21 protein-coding genes and 1 pseudogene are annotated in these 25,147 nt (G+C 71.5%); 10 read left to right on the top strand and 12 right to left on the bottom strand.

The annotated features are described in order from the left end of the window. Positions 1 to 24: 24 nt before the first annotated feature. A complete protein-coding gene (locus tag H4W31_RS29170) occupies positions 25 to 1,485 on the bottom strand; it encodes an LVIVD repeat-containing protein (RefSeq protein WP_192769566.1) in 1,461 nt (486 codons plus the stop codon). A 244-nt stretch (positions 1,486 to 1,729) separates the two neighbouring features. Between H4W31_RS29170 and H4W31_RS29165 the strand changes: the two genes are divergently transcribed. Both H4W31_RS29165 and H4W31_RS29160 read left to right on the top strand, forming a co-directional pair. Further along, a complete protein-coding gene (locus tag H4W31_RS29165; protein WP_225947222.1) occupies positions 1,730 to 2,080 on the top strand; it encodes an ankyrin repeat domain-containing protein in 351 nt (116 codons plus the stop codon). Between the two features lie 70 nt (positions 2,081 to 2,150). Continuing rightward, entirely contained in the window at positions 2,151 to 3,104 is a 954-nt protein-coding gene (locus H4W31_RS29160) for a DUF3500 domain-containing protein (RefSeq protein ID WP_192769564.1), read from the top strand. Between the two features lie 61 nt (positions 3,105 to 3,165). On the opposite strand, the gene H4W31_RS29155 is transcribed toward H4W31_RS29160, so the two are convergent. From H4W31_RS29155 to secA2, 3 genes are all read right to left on the bottom strand, one after another. Then, positions 3,166 to 3,672 carry a DUF2231 domain-containing protein gene (locus H4W31_RS29155; RefSeq protein ID WP_192769563.1) on the bottom strand — a complete coding sequence of 169 codons (507 nt, stop codon included), beginning with the start codon at positions 3,670 to 3,672 and terminating at the stop codon, positions 3,166 to 3,168. Between the two features lie 109 nt (positions 3,673 to 3,781). Continuing rightward, positions 3,782 to 4,519 carry a GAF and ANTAR domain-containing protein gene (locus tag H4W31_RS29150; RefSeq protein WP_192772473.1) on the bottom strand — a complete coding sequence of 246 codons (738 nt, stop codon included), beginning with the start codon at positions 4,517 to 4,519 and terminating at the stop codon, positions 3,782 to 3,784. 238 nt (positions 4,520 to 4,757) lie between these two features. Continuing rightward, complete coding sequence (secA2, locus tag H4W31_RS29145; RefSeq protein ID WP_192769562.1) at positions 4,758 to 7,052, bottom strand: accessory Sec system translocase SecA2; 2,295 nt, start codon at positions 7,050 to 7,052, stop codon at positions 4,758 to 4,760. Between the two features lie 227 nt (positions 7,053 to 7,279). On the opposite strand from secA2, the gene H4W31_RS29140 reads away from it, so the two are divergent. From H4W31_RS29140 to ctaD, 4 genes are all read left to right on the top strand, one after another. Next, a complete protein-coding gene (locus H4W31_RS29140) occupies positions 7,280 to 8,287 on the top strand; it encodes a glucosyl-3-phosphoglycerate synthase (RefSeq protein WP_192769561.1) in 1,008 nt (335 codons plus the stop codon). 46 nt (positions 8,288 to 8,333) lie between these two features. After that, entirely contained in the window at positions 8,334 to 9,482 is a 1,149-nt protein-coding gene (locus H4W31_RS29135; RefSeq protein ID WP_192769560.1) for a glycosyltransferase, read from the top strand. Between the two features lie 119 nt (positions 9,483 to 9,601). Beyond that, entirely contained in the window at positions 9,602 to 10,048 is a 447-nt protein-coding gene (locus H4W31_RS29130; protein WP_192769559.1) for a DUF4383 domain-containing protein, read from the top strand. A gap of 129 nt (positions 10,049 to 10,177) precedes the next feature. Further along, the gene (gene ctaD / locus H4W31_RS29125) at positions 10,178 to 12,190 is read left to right on the top strand and encodes an aa3-type cytochrome oxidase subunit I (protein WP_192769558.1); all 2,013 of its coding nucleotides are present in this window, start codon (positions 10,178 to 10,180) and stop codon (positions 12,188 to 12,190) included. A 31-nt stretch (positions 12,191 to 12,221) separates the two neighbouring features. Here the strand turns inward: ctaD and H4W31_RS29120 are convergent, their stop codons facing one another. From H4W31_RS29120 to H4W31_RS29105, 4 genes are all read right to left on the bottom strand, one after another. Next, positions 12,222 to 13,358 carry a SigB/SigF/SigG family RNA polymerase sigma factor gene (locus H4W31_RS29120; protein WP_192769557.1) on the bottom strand — a complete coding sequence of 379 codons (1,137 nt, stop codon included), beginning with the start codon at positions 13,356 to 13,358 and terminating at the stop codon, positions 12,222 to 12,224. 314 nt (positions 13,359 to 13,672) lie between these two features. After that, a complete protein-coding gene (locus H4W31_RS29115) occupies positions 13,673 to 15,076 on the bottom strand; it encodes a hypothetical protein (RefSeq protein WP_192772472.1) in 1,404 nt (467 codons plus the stop codon). Positions 15,077 to 15,433: 357 nt separating this feature from the next. Next, entirely contained in the window at positions 15,434 to 17,335 is a 1,902-nt protein-coding gene (locus H4W31_RS29110) for a thiamine pyrophosphate-binding protein (RefSeq protein WP_225945741.1), read from the bottom strand. Beyond that, positions 17,328 to 18,452, bottom strand: a complete 1,125-nt coding sequence (locus H4W31_RS29105) for a baeRF2 domain-containing protein (protein WP_192769556.1) — start codon at positions 18,450 to 18,452, stop codon at positions 17,328 to 17,330. The genes H4W31_RS29110 and H4W31_RS29105 overlap by 8 nt, the downstream gene beginning before the upstream one ends. A 173-nt stretch (positions 18,453 to 18,625) precedes the next feature. Here H4W31_RS29105 and H4W31_RS29100 point away from each other — a divergent pair, with 173 nt between their 5' ends. After that, the gene (locus H4W31_RS29100) at positions 18,626 to 19,171 is read left to right on the top strand and encodes a hypothetical protein (RefSeq protein ID WP_192769555.1); all 546 of its coding nucleotides are present in this window, start codon (positions 18,626 to 18,628) and stop codon (positions 19,169 to 19,171) included. Positions 19,172 to 19,209: 38 nt separating this feature from the next. Here H4W31_RS29100 and H4W31_RS29095 read toward each other — a convergent pair whose 3' ends face one another. Then, positions 19,210 to 19,599: a DUF3817 domain-containing protein gene (locus H4W31_RS29095; protein WP_192769554.1), complete on the bottom strand. Its 390-nt coding sequence runs from the start codon at positions 19,597 to 19,599 to the stop codon at positions 19,210 to 19,212. Between the two features lie 262 nt (positions 19,600 to 19,861). Here H4W31_RS29095 and H4W31_RS43220 point away from each other — a divergent pair. Continuing rightward, positions 19,862 to 20,680, top strand: a pseudogene (locus H4W31_RS43220) (DMT family transporter); the annotation flags it as partial. An 88-nt stretch (positions 20,681 to 20,768) separates the two neighbouring features. On the opposite strand, the gene H4W31_RS29090 reads toward H4W31_RS43220, so the two are convergent. Continuing rightward, positions 20,769 to 21,734 (bottom strand): PrsW family intramembrane metalloprotease, encoded by a 966-nt coding sequence (locus H4W31_RS29090; RefSeq protein WP_192769553.1) that lies wholly within the window; start codon positions 21,732 to 21,734, stop codon positions 20,769 to 20,771. 138 nt (positions 21,735 to 21,872) lie between these two features. On the opposite strand from H4W31_RS29090, the gene H4W31_RS29085 reads away from it, so the two are divergent. Next, on the top strand, positions 21,873 to 22,508 hold the full coding sequence (locus H4W31_RS29085) for a hypothetical protein (RefSeq protein WP_192769552.1): 636 nt from the start codon (positions 21,873 to 21,875) through the stop codon (positions 22,506 to 22,508). Further along, positions 22,505 to 22,882 carry a transcriptional regulator gene (locus tag H4W31_RS29080; RefSeq protein ID WP_192769551.1) on the top strand — a complete coding sequence of 126 codons (378 nt, stop codon included), beginning with the start codon at positions 22,505 to 22,507 and terminating at the stop codon, positions 22,880 to 22,882. Before H4W31_RS29085 ends, H4W31_RS29080 begins: the two co-directional genes overlap by 4 nt. 18 nt (positions 22,883 to 22,900) lie before the next feature. On the opposite strand, the gene H4W31_RS29075 is transcribed toward H4W31_RS29080, so the two are convergent. Continuing rightward, positions 22,901 to 24,073 (bottom strand): zinc-dependent alcohol dehydrogenase, encoded by a 1,173-nt coding sequence (locus tag H4W31_RS29075; RefSeq protein ID WP_192769550.1) that lies wholly within the window; start codon positions 24,071 to 24,073, stop codon positions 22,901 to 22,903. Between the two features lie 57 nt (positions 24,074 to 24,130). Continuing rightward, positions 24,131 to 25,063 (bottom strand): SRPBCC family protein, encoded by a 933-nt coding sequence (locus tag H4W31_RS29070; protein ID WP_192769549.1) that lies wholly within the window; start codon positions 25,061 to 25,063, stop codon positions 24,131 to 24,133. Between the last annotated feature and the right edge of the window lie 84 nt (positions 25,064 to 25,147).

The raw sequence follows: 25,147 nt of genomic DNA, 5'->3' as shown, positions 1-25,147 counted from the left end.
GGCCGCTCGTCGGTGCGGGTCCGTCTACCAGTTGCTGCCCAGGTAGCCGGGCTGGCTCTGCACGTTGAGCTCCTTGACCTTGGTCAGGTGCGCCGTCCAGATCCGCCAGTCGTTCATCTCCAGCACGTCCAGACCCTTCTGGATGTCGCTGGAGTAGATGTTGCCGTTGTACCAGTACGCCGACCACGAGCCGCCGATGACCCGCCGGTCCGCCGAGAGCGGGCCGCGCTCCCAGTAGCCCAGCTCGACCGGTCGGGCCGAGTTGGTGAAGTCCCAGACCGAGATGCCGCCCTGGTACCACGCCTGGACCATGATGTCGCGACCGAGCACCGGGATCAGCGAGCCGTTGTGCGCCACGCAGTTCTCCAGCGTGGTGTTCAGGCGCGGGATCTTGTAGTAGCTCTTGAACACCAGGCTGCGGCTGTCGCCCCGGCCGGTGATGTCGTAGATGGCGTTGGCGCCCCGGGTGGGCGCCACCGTCTCGACACAGGTCGCACCGGAACCACCGCCGAGCTCGTCGGTGAAGACCACCTTCGAGCCGTCGTTGTTGAACGTCGCCGAGTGCCAGAACGAGAAGTTCACCGTGTCCCGGACCCGGTTGATCACCCGCGGCGCCTCCCGGTTGGCGATGTTGAGCAGGACGCCGTCGCCCATGCAGGCACCGGCGGCCAGGTCCTTGCTCGGGTAGACGGTGATGTCGTGGCAGCCGCTCGTGGTCGAGCTGCCGTTGCTACCCGGGTTACCGCCGTCCGGGAAGAGGTTCGGCACGGCCACCACGGCGGCCTGGGTCGGCTTCTTCAGCGGAACCTTGATGATGGAGATCGAGTCGTGCGGCGGCGCGCAGCCGGCGTAACTGGCCGACGGCCCGTACGACGACACGTAGACGTAGACCGAGTTGCGGTCCTTGGCCGGCACCAGGGTGTGGGTGTGCGAGCCACAGGCGGTCTTGACCGACTTGATGTACCTCGGGTTGGCCTTGTCCTTGATGTCGAAGATCTTCATGCCCTCCCAGACCGTCCCGCTGCTCGGCACGCCCGTGCTGGCGCACGAGTCGTCGCTGCGGGGAGAGTCGGTGGAGAGGAACAGCAGATCGCCGTAGACGGAGATGTCGTTCTGCGAGCCCGAGCAGAGCACCTGGGACACGATGGACGGCCGCGACGGGTTCTTGATGTCGTAGATGACGAACCCCTCGTAGTTTCCTACGAACGCGTAACGCCCCTGGAACGCCAGGTCGGAGCCGAGCGCACCCTCGTTGTCGAAAGGTCCCTGCTTGGGGACGTTGGCGATCTGGCGTAGGTTGCGACTGCTGGAGATCTCGTCCACGCCCGGCAACGCGGCAACGTCCGCTGTGGTCGGGTCCGTTGTGACCGGTGGTGTCTGGGCGCTGCTTGCCGGAGCTACGGCAACGGTCACCACCAGGAAAGCTGATGCGGCGAGCCCGACGATCCGGAGTCGCCGCGACCCTTGTGGGGAGTGTTTGAACATCTGGCGGCACCCTTCGAAAGGGGTTGACGGTTGTGCAGACCTTACCTAGGACTCAGCGGACGTCGATGTGACCCCGATCACATTTTGGGCTTCCTGGAACTGATCTTCAAGCGGCGGCGACGGGCCCGTCACCGACCGTCCCGCAACGGGGTTCCGAACAGCCGCACCCAGCGACGATGAGCAGACCTAGGCTGATTCGGTGGCCGAGGAACTGGACGAGGAGACCCTGGCGTTCGCGCACCGCATGTTCGACCTCGCGCGCGCCGGCCGTACCGAGGAACTGATCGGGTACGTCGACGCCGGACTTCCGGTCAACATGACCAACGACAAGGGCGACACGTTGCTGATCCTGGCCGCGTACCACGCGCGCCCGGCGACGGTGGCGGCCCTGCTCGACCGGGGCGCCGACCATGCGCGTACCAATGACCGGGGGCAGACCGCGCTCGCCGCCGCCGCGTTCCGCAGCTCGACCGACGCGGTGACCGCGTTGGTACGCGCCGGGGCGGACCCCGCCCACGGCAGCCCGTCGGCGATCGAGACGGCCGTCTTCTTCGACCTCTCCGACATGCTCGCCCTGCTCCGGCCCGGAGCCTAGCCGGTCGCGCTGGCTGGAACACCCGAAACCTCCGCGCCGGGGCCGGATCACCAGCCGGTATACAGGGAGGATGCGAAACACCACGCTGGCCGGGCAGATGCGGACCGCAGCCACCGCTCTGCTGGACGCGCTACCCGGCCCGGTCCGGGAACTCGCCGCACGCCCGTTCGCGGACGAGGCCGGCCGGCGCTGGATCGAATACCGCCCGCTGCCCCGTCCCGGCGCCTGCCTCGCCGACCTCGACCGGACCGCCCGGAAGGTGACACACCGGCTGTTGGCGACGGCGTTGAGCCCGCACGCCTACGCCCAGGCCGCCACGATCATGGCCCTGGAAGAGGTGCTCGACCGGCAGGAGAACTGGCAGCGGGGCCGGCACAGCGACGACTACCGGATCGTGGTCTTCGGCGACCCGGCCCGGGACGACGCCTGGTCGTGGCGGTTCGAGGGGCACCACCTCTCGGTGACCATGACGGTCGCCGGAGACCGGGTCTCCCCCGCGCCCGTCTTCCTCGGCGCGAACCCGGCCACGGTGAGCTACGCCGGCCGCGCGGTGAGCCGTCCACTCGCACCCGAGGAGGACCTGGCCCGGGCGCTGCTGGACGCGCTCGGCCCCGGCGGCCGCGCCGCCGCGATCGTCTCCGACCAGGCGCCCGCCGACATCCGCAGCGGCACCCGACCCCGATTCGCCAGTCGGATCGAGCCGGCCGGCCTGACCGCCGCGACGCTCGGACCGACACCGCGGGCGCTGCTCGACCAGCTCGTCGCGCTGTACCTCGACCGGTTTCCGCCGGAACTCGCCGCTCAGGAGGCCGCCCGAATCGGTACCGGCGAACTGCACTTCGCCTGGGAGGGCCCGACCGTGCCCGGACGACGCCACTACTACCGGATCCAGGGCGAGGACCTGCTGATCGAGTACGACAACACCAGCGAGGACGGCAACCACGCGCACTCCGTACTCCGCCGTCCGCACAGCGACTTCGGTGACGACGTGCTCGCCGCGCACCGGGCGAGCGCCCACTCCTGACACCGGAACGCCGACATCCACCGGTGGCGGGGGGCCACCGGCGCGACTGCGCCGGAACGGCTCAGCGGGACCGTCGCCGGCCGAATCCACCGGCGACCGAGGTGGCCGGTGGGCCGAAGCCGTCGAAGCTGGTCGGCTCGGTGTTCCGCGGGTCGAACTGGCGCACCAGGCTGGCGCCCAGGCGTACGCCCACCGCGCCGACCAGCAGGCCCAGCAACTCGACCAGCACCAGCGCGCCCGTCGCCCCGTGCTCGGGCACCCCGGACCTCATCAGGCAGCCGAAGACGAAGAGCACCGCGACCGAGGCATTCAGCAGGTTGAAGGTCACCGCCGTCCGACGGGTCCGGTCCTCCGGCACGTCCCACAGGTCGACCATCCCCGCCACCACGGCGAGTCCGGCCGCGAACAGTGCGGCCACCGCCGTCCAGTAGCCGACCAGGCCCAGCATCGCCGGTCCACCGAGGACGTCGGTCAGGTCGAAGACCGTCGCACAGACGAAGAGTCCGAAGGGGAAGGTGACGAGCATCGGCTGGATCGGATGTCCGTGCACCCGCAGGCGGCTCTGCATGGTGGCGCCTCCCCGGCTCGTTCCTCGACCAGCTCTCGCCTGCTACCCCCGGGCCGCCGCGCCGAAACGACGCGACGACGTACGGGCGCCGGACGGCGACGGCGGGTGGTCAGGTGTCCCGAGGGCGGGCCACCGAGGTGACCAGCCGCTCGGCCACGTCCCGGAGTGGGATGGCCAGAGCCGCCGAGGCGGAACGCAACACCCGCAGCGCCTCCGTGGCCGGACAGCCACGTTGGGTCATAATAACCCCGACGGCCTGGTCGATCACCTGCCCCGCGGAGAGCGTCTCGTCGGATTCGCCGGTCGGGTCGGCCCCGGCACGGTCCCGGACCGCGCCGAGCAGCAGTCCGGCGTGCTCGGCGAGGAGCATCGCCGTGAGCTGCTGGCTCGCGGTGAGCACGCCGGGCTCGCGGGCGTACAGGCTGATCGCGCCGACCACGTGTGCGTCGATGTCCACCGGCACCGCCAGCACCCCGCGTACCCCGAACTCCATCGCGCGGCCGGTCCACGGACGCCACCGGGTCTCGGTCCGCAGGTCCGCCGACCAGACCAGTTCCCGGGTACGGATCGCGACCATCGCCGGACCGTCGGCGCCGTACCGGACGTCGTCGAGGTCGCCGAGCCGCGGCTCGGAGGCGGCGACCGAGGCCGGCGCCCCGGCCCGCAGCACGGTCACCCCGCACCAGGTCACTCCCGGAATGGCGTCCCGGACGGTACCCACCAGCCGGTCCAACGCCGTATCGAAGTCACTGCTCGCGATGAGCCCCGCGGTCACCTCGCGGAGCAGGGCTGCGGTTTCCAGCACGCCCGGGGCCTCGGCCCTTACCTCCGTCGTCCCCAGTCTCACCACCGCGCCGGGACCCCCGCCACCACCGCGGCTGCCGCGGTACGTCCGGTTCGTGCCGTCGCCTGTGTCATGGTCGCCTCTCCCCCGCCGATACCGATCCCGTGCCGGTACGGACCTGCGCTACTACCCGAGCGCCGGGTGGACAAACCACCCGTTTCCAAGGAGAGAACGATCCCGAACGCCACGGGGTTGCCGTCAACTACCGGACGGCAACCCCGTGGTCGGAACGTGGTACTTGTCAGCGCGGAGCCGAACTGAGCCTCCGTCCGACCGCCGCGATCAACCGGTCGAGTTCGGAACCGAACGGGTTGTCGTGGACCAGATAGGTCCAGGTGGCACTCGGCCGCGCCAGCTCGGACGCGTCCGGCTCCCAGTCGTCGGTGAACTCGGCCTCGTCGAAGGTCTCCACCGTCCGGGTCTCGATCTCCGGTACCAGCGCGTTGAACGCCGGCACCGCGGACCGGTGGAACTCGTCCAGCGGATCGAGCCGGCCCAGCGCCCGCAGGTGTACGCCCTCACGTACCTCGGAGAGCTCGGCCAGGTGGTGCGCCCAGAGCTGGTCGAGGTGGTAGAGGGCGATCGAGCGGCCCACCCGGGAGAGGAGGTCCTCGTCCATCTCCTTGGCCCGGTCCGGGAACCGCTCGGTCAGCATCTGCGCGGCGACCTCGGTGGTGAGCAGACGCTCCCGGCGCTCGGCGAGCGCCTTGCGCTGCTGCTCGATCACCACGCTGTACCGCCAGGTGTTGCGGTGGATCTCGTGGTTGACGCCCTCCGCGATCCGCTGGGCGTGCTCGACGGCGAAGTCCACCTGCTCGTCGGTGACCAACCCGTCGGCGTTCATCCTCGGCGAGGCCGGGATGGCGTCCGGGGCGTGCCGGATGACCAGGTTGTCCTCCAGGCTTACGACGAAGACGGACCGGCCCGGGTCGCCCTGACGCCCGGCGCGACCACGCAACTGGTCGTCGACCCGCCGGCTGTCGTGCCGGCCGCTGCCGATCACGAACAGGCCACCGAGGTCGGCCACCTGGTCCCGATCGGTCCCCTCACTGCCGCCCAGCCGGATGTCGACGCCTCGGCCGGCCATCTGGGTGGAAACGGTGACCGCTCCGTGCGCGCCGGCCTCGGCGATGATCGCCGCCTCCTCGGCGTCGTTCTTCGCGTTCAGCACCGTGCACGGCACTCCGGCGTCCTGGAGGGCCTCGGCGAGGCGCTCCGACTCCTTCACGTCCAGCGTGCCGATCAGCACCGGCCGGCCGGTCTCATGCTGCTCCTGGATCTCCTGGATCAGCGCCTCTTCCTTCTCCGCCCGGGTGGCGTAGATCCGGTCGGGGTCGTCGACCCGTACACACGGGGTGTTCGGCGGGATCACCGCGACCTCGAGGGAGAAGAACTCGCGTAGTTGCTCACCGACCAGCACGGCCGTGGCGGTCATTCCGCACACCGTGCCGTAGAGCGCGACGTACGCCTGGACGGTGATGGTGCCGAGCACCTCGCCCTCGGCGGTGGCGTCCAGGCCCTCCTTCGCCTCCACGGCCGCCTGTAGGCCGTCGGGCCAGCGGCGGCGCTGCGCGACCCGGCCGCGCATCTCGTCGATCAGCTCGACCCCGTCGTTGCGGACGATGTAGTCGACGTCGCGGTGCAGCAGGGCGTGCGCGTGCAGGGCGACGTTGACCGCCGAGAGCTGCTCGACGTGCTCGTCGTCGTACAGGTCGACCCCGCCGAGCCGGGTCTCGACCTCGACCAGCCCGGCGTCGGTGAAGGCGACGCTGCGACCGTCGTCGGCCACCAGGTAGTGCCGCCCGGGGCGCAGCCCACGGACCACCGCCGCGGCGGCGTGCACCGGGTCCTGCTCGCCGGGGACCGCGCCGGCCAGCACCATCGGCACCCGCGCCTCGTCGATCAGGATGGAGTCGGCCTCGTCCACGATCGCCGTGGTCAGTGGCGGCTGCACCCGGTCGTCGATGTCGGTGACCAACTGGTCCCGGAGGAAGTCGAAGCCACCCTCGCTGACCGAGACGTAGGTGACGTCGCAGGCGTACGCCTCCTGCCGCTCGTCCCGGGTGGAGGCCTCGGTCACCCAGCCGACACTCAGGCCCAGCAACTGGTAGACCGGCTTCATCCACTCGGCGTCCCGGCGGGCCAGGTAGTCGTTGACGGTCAGTACGTGCACCGGCCCGTTGCCACGCCGGACGTGCCCGTACGCGGCGATCGCCGCGGTCAGCGTCTTGCCCTCACCGGTGGCCATCTCGGCGACCTTGCCGGCCAGCAGCGACATGACGCCCAGCAGCTGGACGTCGTACGGCCGCTGGTCGAGCCCGCGCCGGGCGGCCTCACGACCCACCGCGCAGATCTCCACGAATTCCTCGGCCCGGCCGGCCGCCTCGGTCAGCTCGGCGTCGTCGAGTTCGGTGAGTTCCTCCTCGCGCGCCTCGATCGTGGGCAGCAGCTTCTCCAGCGGCGCCAGATCAACTGTGGTGCCCGGCCGTTGGAGGAAACGCCGGACCCTTGTCTTCAACCGTTGCGACACACCCATGACGCGCAACGGTACGCGAACTCACCCACAAAGTGCTGCCCGCCCGGCCGGTGGGACGCCAGGTTAGGAAGGGCCCCTTCTTATACAGAAAGCGATAGGAAGGGGCCCTTCCTAACCATCTGTCCGGATGCTGGTACCGGTTAGACCGGGGCGGGCGGGGAAAGCCGTGGGACTGCACCGGAGACCGTCGAGGGCTCTGGGCGGAGGCATCCGGGGAGGTTGGTTCCATGCGGCGCTCGCGATCGGCCGTGTCACCTGCGCTGGAGGCGTGGTCCACCCACCGTAGCGGCGTGGCCGACCAGTGGACCGCCCGGCAGCTGGCCCACGCCAAGCGGGGCCGCAGAATCAGCGTCGTCATCCCGGCCCGGGACGAGGAGGCCACCGTCGGTGCGATCGTGGCGGCGATCCGGGCCTGCCTGGTCGAGCAGGTCGCCCTGGTCGACGAGCTGGTGGTCGTCGACTCGCGGTCCTCGGACCGGACCGCCTCGGTCGCGGCGGCGGCCGGCGCCCGGGTGATCAGTCAGGACGAGATGACCCGCGGACTCCCCCGGCTGGACGGCAAGGGTGACGCGCTCTGGGCGGGACTCGCCGGATCCGACGGGGACATCGTCGCCTTCATCGACGCCGACCTGCGGGAGTTCCAGCCGCATTTCGTCACCGGCCTGCTCGGGCCGCTGCTCACCGATCCGTCCATCGCCTTCGTCAAGGGCTTCTACCACCGGCCGTTGGTCGGTTCCACCGGCGTCGAGGTGGAGGGCGGTGGCCGGGTCACCGAACTGGTCGCCCGCCCCCTGTTCAACCTCTTCTGGCCCGAGCTGGCCGGCTTCGTCCAGCCCCTGGCCGGTGAGTACGCCGGCCGGCGGGACGTGCTGGAACGGGTCCCCTTCGTCTCCGGGTACGGGGTCGAGACGGCCATGCTGATCGACCTGCTGGAGATGTGCGGCCTGGACGCCCTGGCCCAGGTCGACCTGGGTGAGCGCCTGCACCGGCACCAGGACACCGAGGCGCTCGGCCGGATGTCGGGACAGATCCTGCACACGGTGTGGCAGCGGCTGTGCCGGCGGGGCCTGGTCGACGAGACCGAACCTCCGGGGAACCTGCTCGTACAGTTCCGCCGGGACGGCAACACCGCCCTGCCGAACCTCGACCGGGAGATCGTGGTCAGTGACGTCTCGGTCCGGGAGCGGCCGCCACTGGTCGAACTCCGCGAGTCGTTGCGCGGGGCGCCGGTATGACCGCCGTCGCGAGCGGACGGATCGCCGAGCGGGGCCGGAGGGACCGATGAGCCTCACCGTGCTGATGAACGCCGGCCCCTGGCTGCCGGTGCCGCCACCGGGCTACGGCGGGATCGAGAACGTCGTCGCCACGTTGGTGCCCGAACTGCGGCGACTCGGCGTACGGGTGGTGCTCGCCTCGACGGCCGACAGCACGCTCCCGGTCGACGAACTGCTGTCGGTCTTTCCCGACGGGCAGTTCGGCGCCCTGCAACGGCCGTACAACCAGGTGTGCGGGATCTCCCACGCGCACCTGAACGGAGTGGTCCGGGCGCTGCGGGAGCGCGACGACATCGATCTCGTGCACGACCACGTGGAGGCGGTCGGGCTGGCCGTGCTCACCGCGATGGGCCCGGGCGCCGGTCCGGCGTTGCACACCCTGCACTGGGACCTCGGCAAGCATCCCGATCTCTACGGATACGTCGACGGTGGCGACCGGGTCCGGGTCAACGGCGTGTCGGCCTCGCAGCTCGCCCGGGCACCACAGGCGCTCCGGGACCATTCGGTCGGGCACGTCCACCTCGCCACCCCGCTGGCCGTCGACGCGGACCTGCGACCGCCGGTCGAGAAGTCCGACCACCTGGTGATCATGGGACGGATCACGCCCGGCAAGGGCCAGCACCTCGGGGCCCGGCTCGCCCACCAGGCCGGGTTCGACCTGGTCCTGGCCGGGCCGGTCGGGCCGTACCGCCGTCCCGAGGACCTCGCGGCGGCCGGACCGGAGGCGGGGCAGAACCCGGACGTACGGTACTGGCGGGAGCAGGTGGCGCCGCTGGTGGACGGCGTACGGGTGCGCTGGGTCGGGATGGTGGCCGGAGCCGCCCGCGACGATCTGGTGGCGAGCGCCCGGGCGACGCTCTTTCCGCTCTGCTGGGAGGAGCCGGGCGGCACGGCGGTGATCGAGTCGCTGGCCGTCGGTACCCCGGTGGTGGCGATCGGCCGGGGCTGCCTGCCGGAGTTGATCGAGCACGGCCGTACCGGGCTGCTCTCCGACGACGAGGACGGGCTGGCCGACCTGGTGCCGGAGGCGTCCGGGCTGGACGAGCGGGAGTGCCGGCAGGAGGCCGCCCGGCGGTTCACTCCGGCGACCATGGCGCAGCGGTACGTGGACCTGTACGAGCAGGTACGCCGAGCGGCCGTCGCCAGCGCCAGCTGATCATCCGGCCAGCGCGAGCTGACCGTTCCCGTTCGTTCCGGCCGGAAGTCGGTGCGTTTGCCGGAGTGGTCGCCGGGTAGCCGCCCAGGTCCGTCCAGCGTCGTTGAGGTGGTGCCGCAGTGCACAGATCCAGTTCCACGGTCAGCCGGCCGGTAACCGGGCGGGGGCCGGTGAGCGGCGCCGCGGTCGCGGTCGCCGTCGTCTTCCTGGCGCTCGGCGTGCTGGGCTTCATCCCGGACGTCACCTCCCGATACGACGACCTGGGTCTGGCCGGGCAGCATTCCGGTGCCCGGCTGTTCGGCGTCTTCGAGGTGTCGGTGCTGCACAACCTCGTACACCTGGTGTCGGGGGTGGCCGGGCTGGCGCTGGCCCGTACGGCGACCGGGGCGCGGACCTTCCTGATCGGCGGCGGCGCGGTCTACCTGGTGCTCTGGGTGTACGGCCTGGCGATCGAGCAGGACAGCGCGGCGAACTTCCTTCCGGTCAACGATGCCGACAACTGGCTGCACCTCGGGCTCGGCATCGCCATGATCGGACTCGGCGTACTCGCCAGTCGACGCCGGTAGGCCGCCGATCGCCCGGTTTCACCTTTTCGGGGCAAGAAAACCGGATTTTCCGTAGCTGCCGTGTTTTGTCACTGAGATCCCGGGTAGCCACCCGCTCGTCCTAGTTGGGTCGTATGCGGGGTGAGTGGAATGCCGAAACGGGTGGTTACCGAACCGGGGCAGGAGCGCGGGCCGCTGATCCTCGCCCCCGCCCGCTCCGGTGGATATCCGGGACCGATCCGGCAGGCGATCCGGGGCAGCAGGCTGATCAAGATGCTCGGCACCACCGATGCCAAGCAGATCGGCCTGATGTACCTGAGCACCGCCTTCGGCTTCTTCCTCGTCGGCGGCGCGATGGCGATGCTGATGCGCGCCGAACTGGGCCGTCCGGGACTGCAGTTCCTCTCGAACGAGCAGTACAACCAGCTGTTCACGGCGCACGGCACGATCATGTTGCTGCTCTTCGCCACGCCGCTGGCGCTCGCCTTCGGCAACTTCGTGGTGCCGTTGCAGATCGGCGCTCCCGACGTCTCGTTCCCCCGGCTCAACGCGCTGGCGTACTGGCTGTACCTGCTCGGCGGCTCGCTGGTGCTGCTCGGATTCCTCACCCCCAACGGCTCCGCCGACTTCGGCTGGACGGCCTACGCGCCGCTGAGCCGGGACCAGCACTCCCCCGGCATCGGCCCGGACATGTGGGTGATCGGGCTGGTCCTCTCCGGGCTCGGCACGATCCTCGGCGCGGTCAACCTGATCACCACGATCCTGACCCTGCGGGCGCCCGGCATGACCATGTTCCGGATGCCGATCTTCACCTGGAACATGCTCTTCACCGCACTGTTGATAATCCTGGTCTTCCCGCTGCTGGCCGCCGCCCTGCTCGCGCTCTACGCCGACCGAAGACTCAACGCCCACGTCTACGATCCCGCGAACGGGGGACCGCTGCTCTGGCAGCACCTGTTCTGGTTCTTCGGCCATCCCGAGGTGTACATCGTCGCGCTGCCGTTCTTCGGCATCATCACCGAGATCATTCCGGTCTTCTCCCGAAAGCCGATCTTCGGTTACAAGGGGCTGGTCGCCGCGACGATCGCGATCACGATTCTCTCGATGACGGTCTGGGCGCACCACATGTTCGGCACCGGACAGGTGCTGCTGCCGTTCTTCAGTTGGCTCAGTTATCTGATCGCGGTGCCGACCGGGGTGAAGTTCTTCAACTGGATCGGCACGATGTGGAAGGGACAGCTGACCTTCGAGACCCCGATGCTGTTCTCCGTCGGCTTCCTGGTCACCTTCCTCTTCGGTGGCCTCACCGGCGTCCTGCTGGCCAGCCCGCCGGTCGACTTCCACACCACCGACACCTATTTCGTGGTCGCCCACTTCCACTACGTACTCTTCGGCACCATCGTCTTCGCCGCCTTCGGCGGGGTGTACTTCTGGTTTCCCAAGATGACCGGCCGACTGTTGGACGAACGACTCGGCAAGGTCCACTTCTGGACCATGTTCCTCGGCTTCCACACCACCTTTCTGGTCCAGCACTGGTTGGGCAACGAGGGATTCCCCCGCCGGTACGTCGACTACCTGCCCACGGACGGCTTCACCGTGCTGAACACCATCTCCACGATCGGCTCGTTCGTGCTCGGCGCGTCGACCCTGTTCTTCATCTACAACGTCTGGAAGTCCTGGCGATTCGGCCGGTCGGTGGAGGTCTACGACCCGTGGGGCTTCGGGAACTCGCTGGAGTGGTCGACGACCTGCCCGCCACCGCTACGCAACTTCGACCGGATGCCCCGGATCCGCTCCGAGCGGCCCGCCTTCGACGACAAGTACGGCCCACTCGTCGCCGACCTCGGCCGCGACCTGCCGCAGCGCTCCACCCTGCCGCCGCAGCTGATCCGCGACGAACTGCACCAGCCGGCCCCTTTCCACGAGGAGGTTCCCACCGCCGAGGGGGCACACGGTGCCGACGCGGCCGTCGCGCACCATCCACCGGCGCAGTCCGGTGCCCGCCCGATTGAGGTCCCGGAGCCGGACGACGTACTCCGGCCGCACTTCCCGCCGAGCCAGCCGGACGAGAACATCTCCAGCGAGGACCGGGGTGGACCGGAACGGAGCCGTCGCTGGCGGACCGGCCGGTCGTCCGGGGACGACGACGAGGAACAACGATGAGAACGACCGGACGCGGATGGCGACCGGCGGGTCAGTCCGCCGGCAGCGCCACCAGACCCGCGGAGCTGAGCGAATGCTGGACCTCCGGTTGAGCCCGGGCCAGCCGCCACCGTACGCCGGTGCGATGCGCCGCGTCCCGACCCGCGACCAGCGCGGCCAGGGCGGGGCCGTCGAGCCTCGCGACGTCGGTCAGGTCGATCGCCACCTCCGCCGGATGCCCGGAGGAGACCGCCTCCACGACCGCCTGGCGCAGCTGCTCGGCGGTGTCCCGGTCGACCTCCCCGGTCACCTCGACCACGACCCGGTCGCCCACCTCGCGCACCGAGAGCCGGGCCGGTTGACCCGCCGAGTCGGCGCCGCCGGTCTGCCACGGCGCGGGTGTGTCGGCGAGCATCGCCTGCCGCAGCCAGATGAGCGCCCGGGAGAGCAGCCGGGAGACGTGCATCTGCGAGATGCCGAACCTGGCGGCGATCTCGGCCTGGGTCTGGTTGCCGTAGAACCGCATCGCGAGGATCCGCCGTTCCCGCCACGGCAGCCGACCGAGCAGTCCGCTGACCGTCACCCGGTCGTCGACCGACTCCAGGTCCGAGTCGGACTCGCCGACGAGGTCACCGAACTCCGCCGAACTCTCCCCGCCGACCGGCGCGTTGAGCGACGCCGGGCTGTAGCCGGCCGCCGATTCGAGCGCCGCGAGGATCTCCTCCTCCGGCGTCTCCAGCCGGGCCGCGAGTTCCGCCACGCTGGGCGAGCGGGACAGCTCACTGGTCAGCGCCGCCGTGGCCTGCCCGACCTCCAGGATCAGGTCCCGCAGCCGGCGCGGCACGTGCACCCCCCAGGTGCGGTCCCGGAAGTGGCGCTTTATCTCCCCCACGATGGTGATCGCGGCGTACGCGGTGAACGAACCCCGTTCCGGGTCGTACCGGTCGACCGCGTTGACCAGGCCCAGTCGGGCGACCTGTTCGAGGTCCTCGAGGGGTTCACCACGGCCTCGGTAGCGCCGCGCCAGCCGGCCGGCGAACGGCAGCGCGAACCGTACGAGGTCGTCGCGCGCCTCCTGCCGACGCTCCGGTGGCAGGCCGGCGATCCTGGCCGCGTACGCCAGTGCGGCCGCGTCCAGGTCTTCCAGTCCACGTTCCGCCGGTGCTGTAGTGGTGGTCTGTCCGAACATCCGCGCCTCCCTCAGGAAGGTCCCCCGCCCGGAATGCGTATCCGGTCATCGGTGCCCATCGACGGCAACCAAGCCGGAAGCGAACACGTAGCCGAATGTTGGCGAGCGAACGCCCACCGCAGGTAATGCAGCGTTGTTGGCCAGTTGCAGTCAGCGTTTCTTCCCGCCCTGTAGGTACTCAACCACGGGACGTGACTTCTTCGAGGAGTTTTGGCGGCGCCCGGCTGGCCGGCCGGAGCTGCCGGCCCGGCCCGATTCCGGCACCGCGCCGCAATCGGCGATTCCGGAGCGATGGCTCAGCTCCGGAGCACCGATCAACAGACGAGCAGGCCCTGGGGCGTACCGCTGGCCCGCAGTCCGGCCAGTGCCTCGACCACCCGCAGCGGCGCGGGTGCCGGCAGGTCGTACGGCTGCCCGCGGAGCACCTCGGTGGCGTGTCGGGTGGCCACCGAGGTCACCGGATAGCCCCGGGCCGCCATCCGGTCCACCGCCCGCCGACGTCGACCGAACGAGGCGACCGCGAGCCACTGCGGCAGCCCGGCGAGCGCCGGTGACCGCAGCCCCGGAGGCTCGGGCAGGACGTCGAGCGAGCTGAACGGCGTACTGCCGGCGAGCCACCACTCGGCACCGGTCACGCTGCGCTCGGTCGCGCTCTCGCACCAGTACGGCACCAGACCGGCCCGGACCACCTGCCAGGGGTCGATCAGCCGGCCGCACTCCACCACGCACCGGTCCCCGGTCTTCCCGGCCGCCCGCAACCAGTTCCGGTACACGTCGGCGGCGGCGGCGCTGAGCGCGTGCGGCCCGGGAAACAGCACCCGGTGCACCGGACTGCCGGCGGCCTCGGCCCAGTCGAGCAGGCCCGCCTCGAAGCCCGGTTCGACGCCGTGTTCGGCGTACCCGGGCAGGCCGGGATCGGGGGCGTCCCAACTGGCCCCGTCCCCGCCGGCACCGCGCAGAACCTGTCCGAGGACCTCGCTGTCCGGCCGGAAGTCGGCCGGCTCCAACCCGCTGGTCGGCCCACCGACCTGGAAACTGTGCCCGTCGGCGTACTCCAGGACCGGCCAGCCCCGAACGTCACGAAGCAGCAGTACCGGCGCTCCGGGCTCGAGCCGGTTGCCGAGGAACTCCCGGTACGGGTCGGACAGCCGGTGCCAGCGCACCACCAGCGAGACGGTCGAACCGGCCAGTACGCCCCGTCCGGCCGGATCGTGCACCTGGCGTACCCGGACGGCCGGATTGGCGCCGAGCAGCCGCCCGGCCACCCGCGCGCCGTACGCCAACGCGCCGGCCGGGTCGGTCACGGCGCCGCCCGGCCACTGCACCGCCACGTCGAACGCGGTAGGTAGCCAGGGCACCCCCATCGCGGTGGCCAGGTGCACCGCCCCGCCGTGAGGTGAGCCGAGCACGATGCCGGGGTACCGGTCCGCCGGATAGTGCTCCACCATCCACCGGGCGACCTGGTCCGCGTCGAGCGTGCCGGCCTGCTCGGCGGTGACCGCGGCGCGGGCACCGGCTCGGGCCAGCGCGGTGCGTCGGACGGTCTCCGGGGCACCCCGGAACCTGGACAGCAGCGGGTGGTATCCGAGGTCGGCGCAGTCGCGACCCCGGACCGCTCGGGACGCCACCGCCAGCAGTACCCGACCGGCGCTCTCCGGTGACACGATCCGGTCCGGTCCGGGAAGTCCTGGCCCGCCCGCGGCCAGCCACTCCTGCATCTCCCGCACGGGGCCCACCTTCCCTCGATCGCTGCCCCGGCGTTCCCGTCCGAATCGGGTTCAAACGGGCGGTCAGCAACGTCGCAGGGCCAATCCGGGGTACCGACCACCAATCTCCCCACCGGGTGAAACGGTGCCGTTCCCGCTGGTCGTCGCAACACGGCGGGTATCCGCACCGGCGGAGCCGCGTCGAGCGGCCGGAGCGCACGGGCGGCCGGTAGCGCCAGGCCCCAGCCGTCGCTCTGGTTGCGGCCCTGGGCTGTCCATAGTGGCGCAGGAAGGCACCGAACTCGCCACCGAGATGCTCGGGGCGACGGCGGGAGCCGAGGGTAAGCGTCGAACGGCCCGGCCAGGAGGTCAGACCAGGTCGGCGCCCTGGGCGGCGTGTTCCCGCAGGGTCTGGGCCCGGCCGCGCACTGCCGCCGTGCCGGTGCCCGCCGCGACCCCGTCCGCCGAGAGCCCGCGCAGGTCGGCGAAGGGCTGCTCCGGCGGATCCAGCGGAATCGCCGGGTCGACCAGCGCCTCGATCAGGGTCGGCCGATCGGCGGCGATCGCCTCCTCCCAGGCCGCACCGACCTGCTCGGGCCGGTCGATCCGGATGCCGTGCATGCCGAGCAGCCGGGCCCAGCCGGCGTACGGGATGTTGCCGGCCCGGACCTCTTCCGGTGACGGCAGCCCCGAACCCGCCGGACGGTCCGGCTCGGCACCCACCGCCCGGACCGGCTCCGTGGCGGGCCCCCGTTCCGGCTCACCACCCCGGCCACCCCGGTCGGCGTTGTTGAGCACCAGCACCACGAAACGCGGATCCGGCCACTCCGGCCAGTGCTGAGCCACGGTGATCAGTTCGGCCAGTCCGCCGGCCTGCATCGCGCCGTCGCCGAGCAGGGCGAACACCGGCTCGCCCGGACGGGCCAGCTTGGCGGCGATGGCGTACGGCACCGCGGAGCCGGCCGAGGCCAGGGTTCCGCACAGATGGGCCCGTACGCCCGGCGGCAGTTGCAGGTGCCGGGCGTACCAGTAGGTCACCGAGCCGACGTCGACCGCCACCGAGGCGTACTGCGGCAGCCGGGACGAGAGTTCCCGCAGCACCAGCCGGGGGTTGAGCCGCTCGCCCGGCGCCTCGGCCCGGGCGTCGCACTCGATCCGGGCCCGGTCCACGGCCGCCTCGATCATGTCGCGCCAGTCCCGGTTGCGGCGCTGCGGCACCTGGGCCAGCAGGGCGCGCAGGGTCTCCCGGGCGTCGCCGATCAGCGGAATGTCGATCGGGTACCGGCTGGCCAGCCGGCTGCCGTCGATGTCGATCTGGACGGCGGTGGCCTGACCGGGCATCGGGTAGTAGCCGGTCCACGGGTCGTTGGTGCCGATCATCAGCAGCGTGTCGCAGCCGGCCATCAACTGCGCGCTCGCCGCCGTGCCGACCTGGCCCAGCACCCCCGTGTGGTAGGGCAGCCGCTCGTCCAGCACCGGCTTGCCCAGCAGCGACGTCGCCACTCCGGCGTCGAGCCGGTCGGCCAACTCCATGATCTCGTTCTCGGCGCCGTACCCGCCCTGGCCGACCAGGATCGCGACCCGCCGGCCGGCGCTGAGCAGCTGGGCCGCCGCGCCGAGGTCCTGGTCGTGCGGCACGACCCGGGCCGGCGGCAGTCCGGGCGCGGCCGCGATGACGGCACCGCCGTCGGGGTGCGGCAGGCCGTCGGGTACGGCCTGGTCGAGCAGGTCGTGCGGCACCACCAGGCAGGTCGGGCTCCGGGTCGACACGGCGGTACGGATCGCCTGGTCGACCAGGTACGGCACCTGCTCCGGCACCGCCGCCGTACGCAGGAACTGCGCGCACACGTCGCCGAACAGCCGGGGCAGTTCGATCTCCTGGTACGCGCTGCCCAGCGCGCTGAACGTCTGCTGCCCGATGATCGCGACCACCGGCTTGCCGTCGAGCTTGGCGTCGTACAGGCCGCCCAGCAGGTGCAGGGCGCCCGGTCCCTGGGTCGCCAGGCAGACCCCGACACCTCCGGTGTACCGGGCGTGCCCCGACGCCATGAACCCGGCCGCCTCCTCCTGCCGGGACGGTACGAAGGCGGGATCGCCGCCGGCTCGGCGCAGTGCCTCGACGATCAGCGCCACCCCCTCGCCGGGATGGCCGAAGACCCGGGGCACCCCCCAGGCCCGCAGCCGCTCGACCACGAGATCGGCGACCGTCCGGTCCGACCCGGCCCGCGCCATCCCGCCCGGTCCCGTCCCGGCCCGCCCCGGCTCAGCCATCGCCGCGTGCCGGGGTGCTGGCGTCGGTGTACCGCAGGACCGCGCCGACCCCGTCGGAAAGGTCCGGCGCCTGGTCGGAATCGAGTACGGTCAGCGCCGCGTCGGTGCCGACCAGCGCCCGGACCAGCGCGGCGTCGGCGCGTACCTGCTGTGGCCGCGTGACGGACATCGCGACGAGTTCCTCCGGCCCGGTGGCGATCTCGGTCGGCTCCGGGCCGATCCACAGCCGCTCGGTCGACGACGGATCGTCCACCAGAAGCATCGTGTCGACCTGACCGCGTTGCAGCGCCGTCACCACGGCGTCCAGTCCCTCACCGACCTGCTGCTGCGCGCCGAACCGGTCCAACGCCTCGTCGGTGTGCGCGGCGGCGACCTCGGCGATGGCCTGCACGGTGACGTCGTCGAAGGCGAACTGCTTGGCCCCGGCCGCGGGGAACCCGGCGTCGGTCTGGACCACCCGGTCCTGCCAGAACGCCGGCAACTGGGCGGCGAGCAACTGCCGGGCCCGGGTCTCGCCGGCCACCACGATCACCTCCGCGCCGACCCGGTCGGCCAGGTCTGCGGTGGCCGCCGCGGCGTCGCCCGCGTTACGCCGCCAGGACACCAGCGCGTCCCGCTGCCAGTGCGAGTGGGACCAGCCACCCGCCTGGACCCGCCGCAGCGGGTACTGGTTGCCGCCCTTGACGTGCGCGTGCCGGGGTACGCCTCCGGCGCTCACCCCGTCCACGTCGGCGCCGGTACGACTGGCCAGCACCCGTACCCAGGGCACCTGCTCACGGCGCTGGGCGACCAGCGGCATCGTGTGTGGCAGCGGCCCGTGCGCGGCGAGGTCCTTCATCGGCGGCGCGGAGAGGTACTCGGTCAGTACCACCTCGCCCCCGGTGGCGAACGCCGCGAGGCCGTAGTCGCCGGGCATCGGCTCGTGCCCGCGTACCACGTCGTCGAGGGCCGCCACGGTACGCGGATCGGCCCGCTGCTCCGCGAGGCGCTCCTGTAGGGCGCGCCAGCGCAACTCCAGCGCGGGATGGGCGTCGTGGGTGTCCCGGGAAGCGTCCAGGTAGACCGACGTCCACGGGCCGGAATGGGCACAGATCGGACGCAGGAAGGACAGCTGCATGGGTCGTCCCCTCTCCAAGTCGTCCCGGGCATACCCACGCCGATCGGCTTGTCACCTCGGCCTCCGGCGGTAGGCCGATCGTCACGCTGTGGTGAACCGATTCACTCACTCCGCTTTCATCAGCCATGATCGATACACTTCGTCACGGGGGGCCGACTCTCGGTGGTGAGCGCATGGATGGTGAACTGTTTCCCGAGCGGGTCGCCTGGCGGAGCGGCCCGATCATTACCGGTCACGTCGTACGACTGATGGAGGGCTACTCCCGGGAGGTGCGGATCGGGCAGCCGATCCTCGTCGCCGTTCTCAGTACGGCGGCACTGGTGAAGGTGGTGCTACTGCTGCTGGCATCGGTGCTCCGGGCCGGTGCCGCCGGCGGTGCCCGCAGGCGGTGGAGGGAACTGCGCAAGGGTCCCGAGTTCCTGGTGACCCCGCTGCGACTGCGCGACGGCGGCGGCCTGCTGTGTGAGATGGAGATCCACGGGCACCTGCCGCAGAGCGCCCTCGAGCCGGCCGACCACGTCCAGGTGACCGTACGGTCGCAGCAGGCCGAGGGCCTGGCGCCCCGGGTCGAGCGGATCGTCAACCTCACCACCGGGCAGCTGCTCACGCCGCGTACCCCGACCCTCTGGTCGCATCTCGGGCCCGCGCTGCTGCTCCAGGCCGGACTCGGGGTGCTGCTGCTCGGCGGGATCATCGCCTGGGTGCTGATCACGCGGTAGCGCCGCCGGGTGCCGGTGCGATCCGTCGGCGCCGGGCGTCAGCGCCGGACGGAGCCGGGCAGGACCGGATCGGCCTCGGCCTGGACCGCACCGGCATCCGCACCCGCCGGGACCGGTACACCGAACGGCCGGCCCAGCAGGCCGCGACGGTGGGCCCACCGCTCGAAGCCCACCGTGGCGAACGGCGGTACGGCGCAGACCAACGCGGCCAGGACGGTGAGCCAGCTCCAGCGGTACAACCGGGAGACCAGCAGGACCAGTACGACGTAGGCGACGAAAAGGCCGCCGTGCACCGGCCCGAAGATCTGCACCCCGATCTCGTTGCCGGGCGGGCCGTACTTGACCGCCATCCCGATCAGCAGCGCCAACCAGGAGATCGCCTCGGCGATCGCCGCCAGGACGAAGAGTCTCGCCGCCGTACGGTGCATCCGCGTCCCTTCCGCAGGTCCGGCTGGGTCGGCACTGGCCGTCCGGAACAGCCGGCATTCCGGCTGACAGCTTAGGCGACCCCGGTCCGCCGGCCGGACGGACCGGGGTCGATGGCCGGAGGGACTAACTCTTCCGGGGGAAGCGGAAGGGGCTGGTCTACGCCTGGAGGAGTACAGGTGATGCCGACCACCGGGTGACGTCAGAACGGCATTTGGGGCGGATCATGGATGTCATGACGGTTCATGGTCTCGGGGGCCGACCGTGATCGCGCTGGTACTGGCGATTGCCTTGTCGGTGGCCTCGGCCGCGGCCTACGCGGCCGCCGCGGTGCTACAGGAACGACTCGCCGCACAGGCGGGGTCGACGACGACCGCCGGACGGGGCTACCTCGCCACCGTTCTCGGTCGCGCCGGCTGGTGGGGTTCGGTGGCCCTGAACGGCACCGGTGCGGCCCTGCACGTGGCCGCGCTGGCCTACGGTCCGCTCTCCGTGGTGCAGCCGCTGGGCGTCCTCACCCTGGTCCTCGCACTGCCGATCGGGGCGGCGGCGATCGGCCGGCGGGCCACCGGCCGGCAGTGGCTCGGTGCCGGCGCGACCGTCGCCGGCCTGGCCCTGCTGCTGGCGTTGACCCTGCCCGGGGCCGGCGACCACGAACTCGCGACCGGCCATGGCTGGCTCCTGACCGGCGTGGCGACCGTCCTGGTCGCCGGGCTGGTGCTGGCCGGGCGGACGCGCCGGTCCGCACTGCCGCGCAGCCTGCTCACCGCGACTGCGGCCGGGATCGCCTTCGCGGTCGCCTCCGCGCTCACCCAGCTCGTGTCCCAGCTCGTCGGCGGGGCCGGGCCGCTCTGGTCGACCGCCGGTCTGATGGTGGCGCTGGCCGGCATGGCAACGGCCGGGCTGCTGCTGTCCCAGGTCGCCTACCGGGGCGCGGGTCTCGGCGCGCCGCTGGCCACGGTCACCCTGGCCAACCCGGTCGCCTCGGCGGCGATCGCGATGCTGCTGCTCGGCGAGCGGACCGCCGGCGGCGGCCTGGGCGCGCTCGCGGCGCTCGCCGGGGCCGGCCTCGCCGCCTGGGGCGTACTGCTGCTCGCCGCCGCCGACCGGGCGACCCCGACCGGCCGCCGAGGCCGGGCCCGGCGTCGGGCCGCCCGGGCCGGGGCACGGTTCAGGGGCGCAGTACGGCTTCCCTGGACGAGGAACCGGTCGGCACCCGCCATCCGGTCCTCGGTTTCCCCGACCCGTGCTGGGCGGATCGCCACAGCGCCACCAGCCAGACGACGCCGATCACGGCGACGATCGCCATGCCCAGCCCTTCCAACGCCGGCATCAAAGCCCCCTGGGTCGGGGTCGGCTCCCCCAGGGAACCGTCCAGGGTGACCCGGTTGTCCCGGGTCCCGGTCAGGAACAGGGTCAGGAACAGGGCGATGACGTGCATCGCGTCCCAGAGCGCGTGCAGCGCCGCCACCCCCAGATAGGCGAACAGGAGCCGGATCCCGACCACGAAGTGGTCCCGGCTGCTCGCGGAGAAGAGCACGCCGCCGAGGATCGCGGTCCACAGCCCGTGCCCGACCGGCGCCACCAGGCCCCGGAGAATCTCGGTCTGCACCACCTGCACCACCGAGAGCCCCTGCACGGTGAAGAGCGCGATGAAGGCGTACCCGGCCGACTCCAGCGCCGAGAAGCCGAAGCCGACGGCGGCGCCGAGGATCATGCCGTCCCGTACGGTCTTGGCTGCCAGGTGCCGGGTCAGCAGGGCCAGGGCGGCCAGTTTGGCGGCTTCCTCGATCAGGCCGACGCCCAGGAACAGCAGCACCGACGGGCGCAGCAGGTACGACTCCAGCACGGCGGAGGCGAGTACCCCGAGCACCCCGCCGGCGAGGAAGGTGCCGAAGACCAGCGAGACGGTGACCTCGCCGGTGTCCCGCCGCTGGAAGGCCCAGGCCACGAAGGTCACCGGAACCAGGAAGCTGCCCAGCAGTACCAGCGTGGGTAGCAGCGTCGGGTTCCCGGTCAGGAAGATGGCCCCGACCGTGGCGAGCCAGAGCCCCAGACCGCCGAGGAAGATCCGCAGCCACTGCCGGCGCGGAGTGACCGGGACCGCCGCCGTCCACTGCCTGCCGACGCCGTCCATCACACCTCCGCCGCATCGATCGGGGTCCGGGCTCCGCGCGTACCCGTTGCCGGTGCGGTCGAACGTGCCGCCGCCCGCCGCCGGCCGTCCGGGCCCGGCCACGAGTGCGGGTATCCGCCGCCGGAGCTACTTTCCTTGATGGAAAGCAGGTGCTACTTTCTTATCTGGAAAGTAGGTGCGGTCAACTGCCCGCACCGGTCGACGGACGAGGAGGACGAGACCGTGGAACCCGACGACGCCCGGATCGCGCTCGACGAGATCCGTGACCGCGACCGACAGGTCCGGGTCGAGTTGGCGCGGCAGCGCCCCGGCCGGTCGGCGACCCTGATGATGCTCGCCGGCTACTACCTCGCGATGGCCGGGTTGGACTTCCCGTTCCCCGTGCCCCTCACCTTCGCGGTCGGCGCCGCACTCTTCATCGCCGGCCACGTCGTCATCTCGAGGAGGTCGGTCGGCGACAACGTCCGGTACCGCCGGGAGTCCTGGCGGCCCGGCAACCTGCTGCGCACCGCCGCCTGGCTGGTCGCCCTGGCGGCCGTGTTCGCCGTGACCCGGCTGCTGCTCCGACCCGTGGTCGCGGAGGGGATGACCTCGGTCCTCGCCGCCGTTCCGTCCACCCTGGTCCTCGCCGCCATGATTCGCTGGCAGTACCGCACGGTCTACGGAGCGCCCCCGGCCGCCGGTGCGGTCTCGGCGCAGACCGGTCCGGGACCGGCTCCGGCCCGGACCGATACCGGCGGGACCATGCCCCCTCCGCAGACCGGGACCCGATGACCGAGCCCCGGTTCGACGAGTTGATCCACGCACCGACCCGGCTCTCCCTCGTCGCCCTGCTCGCACCCGCCGACGCCGTGGAGTTCGGTTACCTGCGCGAACAACTCGGGCTCAGCGACTCGGCCCTGTCCAAGCAGATCAGCGCCCTGGGCGCGGCGGGTTACGTCAACGTGCACAAGGAGAACCGGGGGCGGGGCATCCGGCGCACCTGGGTCGTGCTCACCGACGCCGGCCTGACCGCGTTCGACGGACACGTCGCCGCGCTGAACCAGATCGTGGCCCGGGCCCGCCCGGCCGGGCTCGGTGCCACCGCCGACCCGGTGCCGGCGCCCGGGGCGGACGGCCCGGACCCGCCGTCCCGGCGCCCCGGCTGAGGTCCGACAGGGCCGGACTCAGAGCTTCAGCACCACCTTGGTGCAGTCGTCCTGCTTCTGCCGGAACATCTCGTACCCGATCGGCGCGTCCTCGAGCCGCAGCCGGTGCGTGATGACGAAGCTCGGATCGATCTCGCCCCGGCGGATCCGGTCCAACAGCATCCGGCTGTAGCGCTGGACGTGGCACTGCCCGGCGCGCAGGGTCAGGGACCGGTTCATCAGCGACCCGATCGGAAACTTGTCCACGAACCCGCCGTACCCGCCGATGATCGAAACCGTTCCACCGTTGCGGCAACTCATGATCGCCTCGCGGAGCGCGTGCGGCCGGTCCGTCTCCAGCCGGAGGGACTGCTTGGCCCGGTCGTAGCCGTGCAGCACCGCCGACGAGTGGTGCCCCTCCATCCCGACCGCGTCGATGCAGGCGTCCGGCCCCCGACCGCCGGTCATCTCCCGGAGCGCCTCGATGACGTCGACCTCCTCGTAGTTCAACGGCTCCGCACCGGCCCGTTCCTGGGCCATCCGCAGCCGGTACGGGATCCGGTCGATCGCGATCACCCGCTCGGCACCGAGCAGGTACGCGCTGCGCATCGCCAACTGGCCCACCGCACCCGCGCCCCAGACCGCGATGATCTCGCCGCCGGAGATCCCGCACATCTCGGCGCCCATGTACCCGGTCGGGAAGATGTCGGAGAGGAGGAGCACCTTCTCGTCCGGCAGGTCGTCCTCGACCTTGATCGGGCCGATGTCGGCGAACGGCACCCGGGCGTACTCCGCCTGACCGCCGGCGTACCCGCCGAGCATGTGCGAGTAGCCGTAGATGCCGCCCGGCGCGTGCCCCAGCAGCCGCTCGGCGATCCCGGCATTGGGATTGGAGTTCTCGCAGACCGAGTAGAGGCCGGACTGGCAGGCGGCACAGTTGCCGCAGGCGATCGGGAACGGCACCACCACCCGGTCACCGATCCGCAGGTTGTGCACCTCCGGCCCGACCTCGACGACCTCGCCCATGAACTCGTGCCCGAGCACGTCGCCCTTCTTCATGGTGGGGATGTATCCGTGGAACAGGTGCAGGTCGGAGCCGCAGATGGCGGAGCTGGTGACCCGTACGACGGCGTCCCGGGCGTTCATGATCTTCGGATCGGGCACCTCCCGCACCGCGAGGCTCTCCCGGCCCTGCCAGCAGTTCGCCTTCATCGTCTCCTCCAGGGATGTCAGGCCCGGACCGCGAGGTCGCGCACGGTGAGGGTGGGATCAACGGAGCTGCCCCGCGGCCGGTGGGCGCGCCGGCTTCTGGAGCACCTGCCCTCGGGTGGAGATCCCCTCCGGGCTGCCGTCCGACCGGACCACCTCGCCCGTCTCCATCACCTGTTTGAACCGGCGCAGGTCGTCCCGGATCTGCTGCTCGGGCTCCTCGCCGAAGAGCTTCGCGATGACCCGGCCGACCGCGCCGCCCGGCGGGGCGTACACCAGTTCCACCCGGACCTCGGTTCCCCGGCCGCCCGCCGCGCGGGCGAACCGCACCCGTCCCGCGTTGGGCACCCGGGCGCCCCGGACCGAACGCCAGGTGATCATCTCGCTGAGGTGGTCCTCCAGGATCTCGGCGTCCCATTCGACCCGCCGGCCCCCCGGAGCCTTGACGGCCCAGTGCGATCGCCCGTCCCCGTCGGAGCGGACCGACTCCAGGTGGTACATGAATCGGGGCAGGTTCTCGAAGTCCCGCCAGAACCGGTAGACCTCGTCCGCCGGCCGGTTGATCGTCACCGTCGCACTGGCCCGTACGGCCCGGCGCCGCGCCCCGGCGGCCCGACTGCTCAGCACCCCTGCCAGTACGTCGATCGCCGTGATGCCGGCGACGACCGCCATGGTGGCCCCGATCCGTTGCCGCCGCTGCCCCCGCCCGTCCCGCAGAGCCCTGGCGAGCGCGGCCAGGTCCATGGCGTCCCCGGCGACCCGGGTCCAGACCCAGCCGGACGGATGGCGACTGGCCAGGAGCCCGACGGCGGAGAGCAGTTCGTGGGCGCCGACGGCGGGGAGTACGACGGTCCGGGCGGCCACCGAGTCGTCCATCCCGATCAGGCGGCTCAGCCGGGACGGCGCGCCGATCGCGGCGACACCGAGTCCGAGACTCAGCAGGCCGAGCGACCGTGGCAGAAGGCGACGACCATTCTCGTCGGGGATTTCCATCGGTGTTCCACGCATTGTCCTCACCGTCGCCCTCGCCTGGTCCCGTCGCGGACGCCATCCAGACTCACCGTATCGAGACGAACA

It is taken from the genome of Plantactinospora soyae, assembly GCF_014874095.1.
GTDB classification, from domain to species: domain Bacteria; phylum Actinomycetota; class Actinomycetes; order Mycobacteriales; family Micromonosporaceae; genus Plantactinospora; species Plantactinospora soyae.
This window is presented reverse-complemented; position numbering and strand designations above follow the sequence as displayed.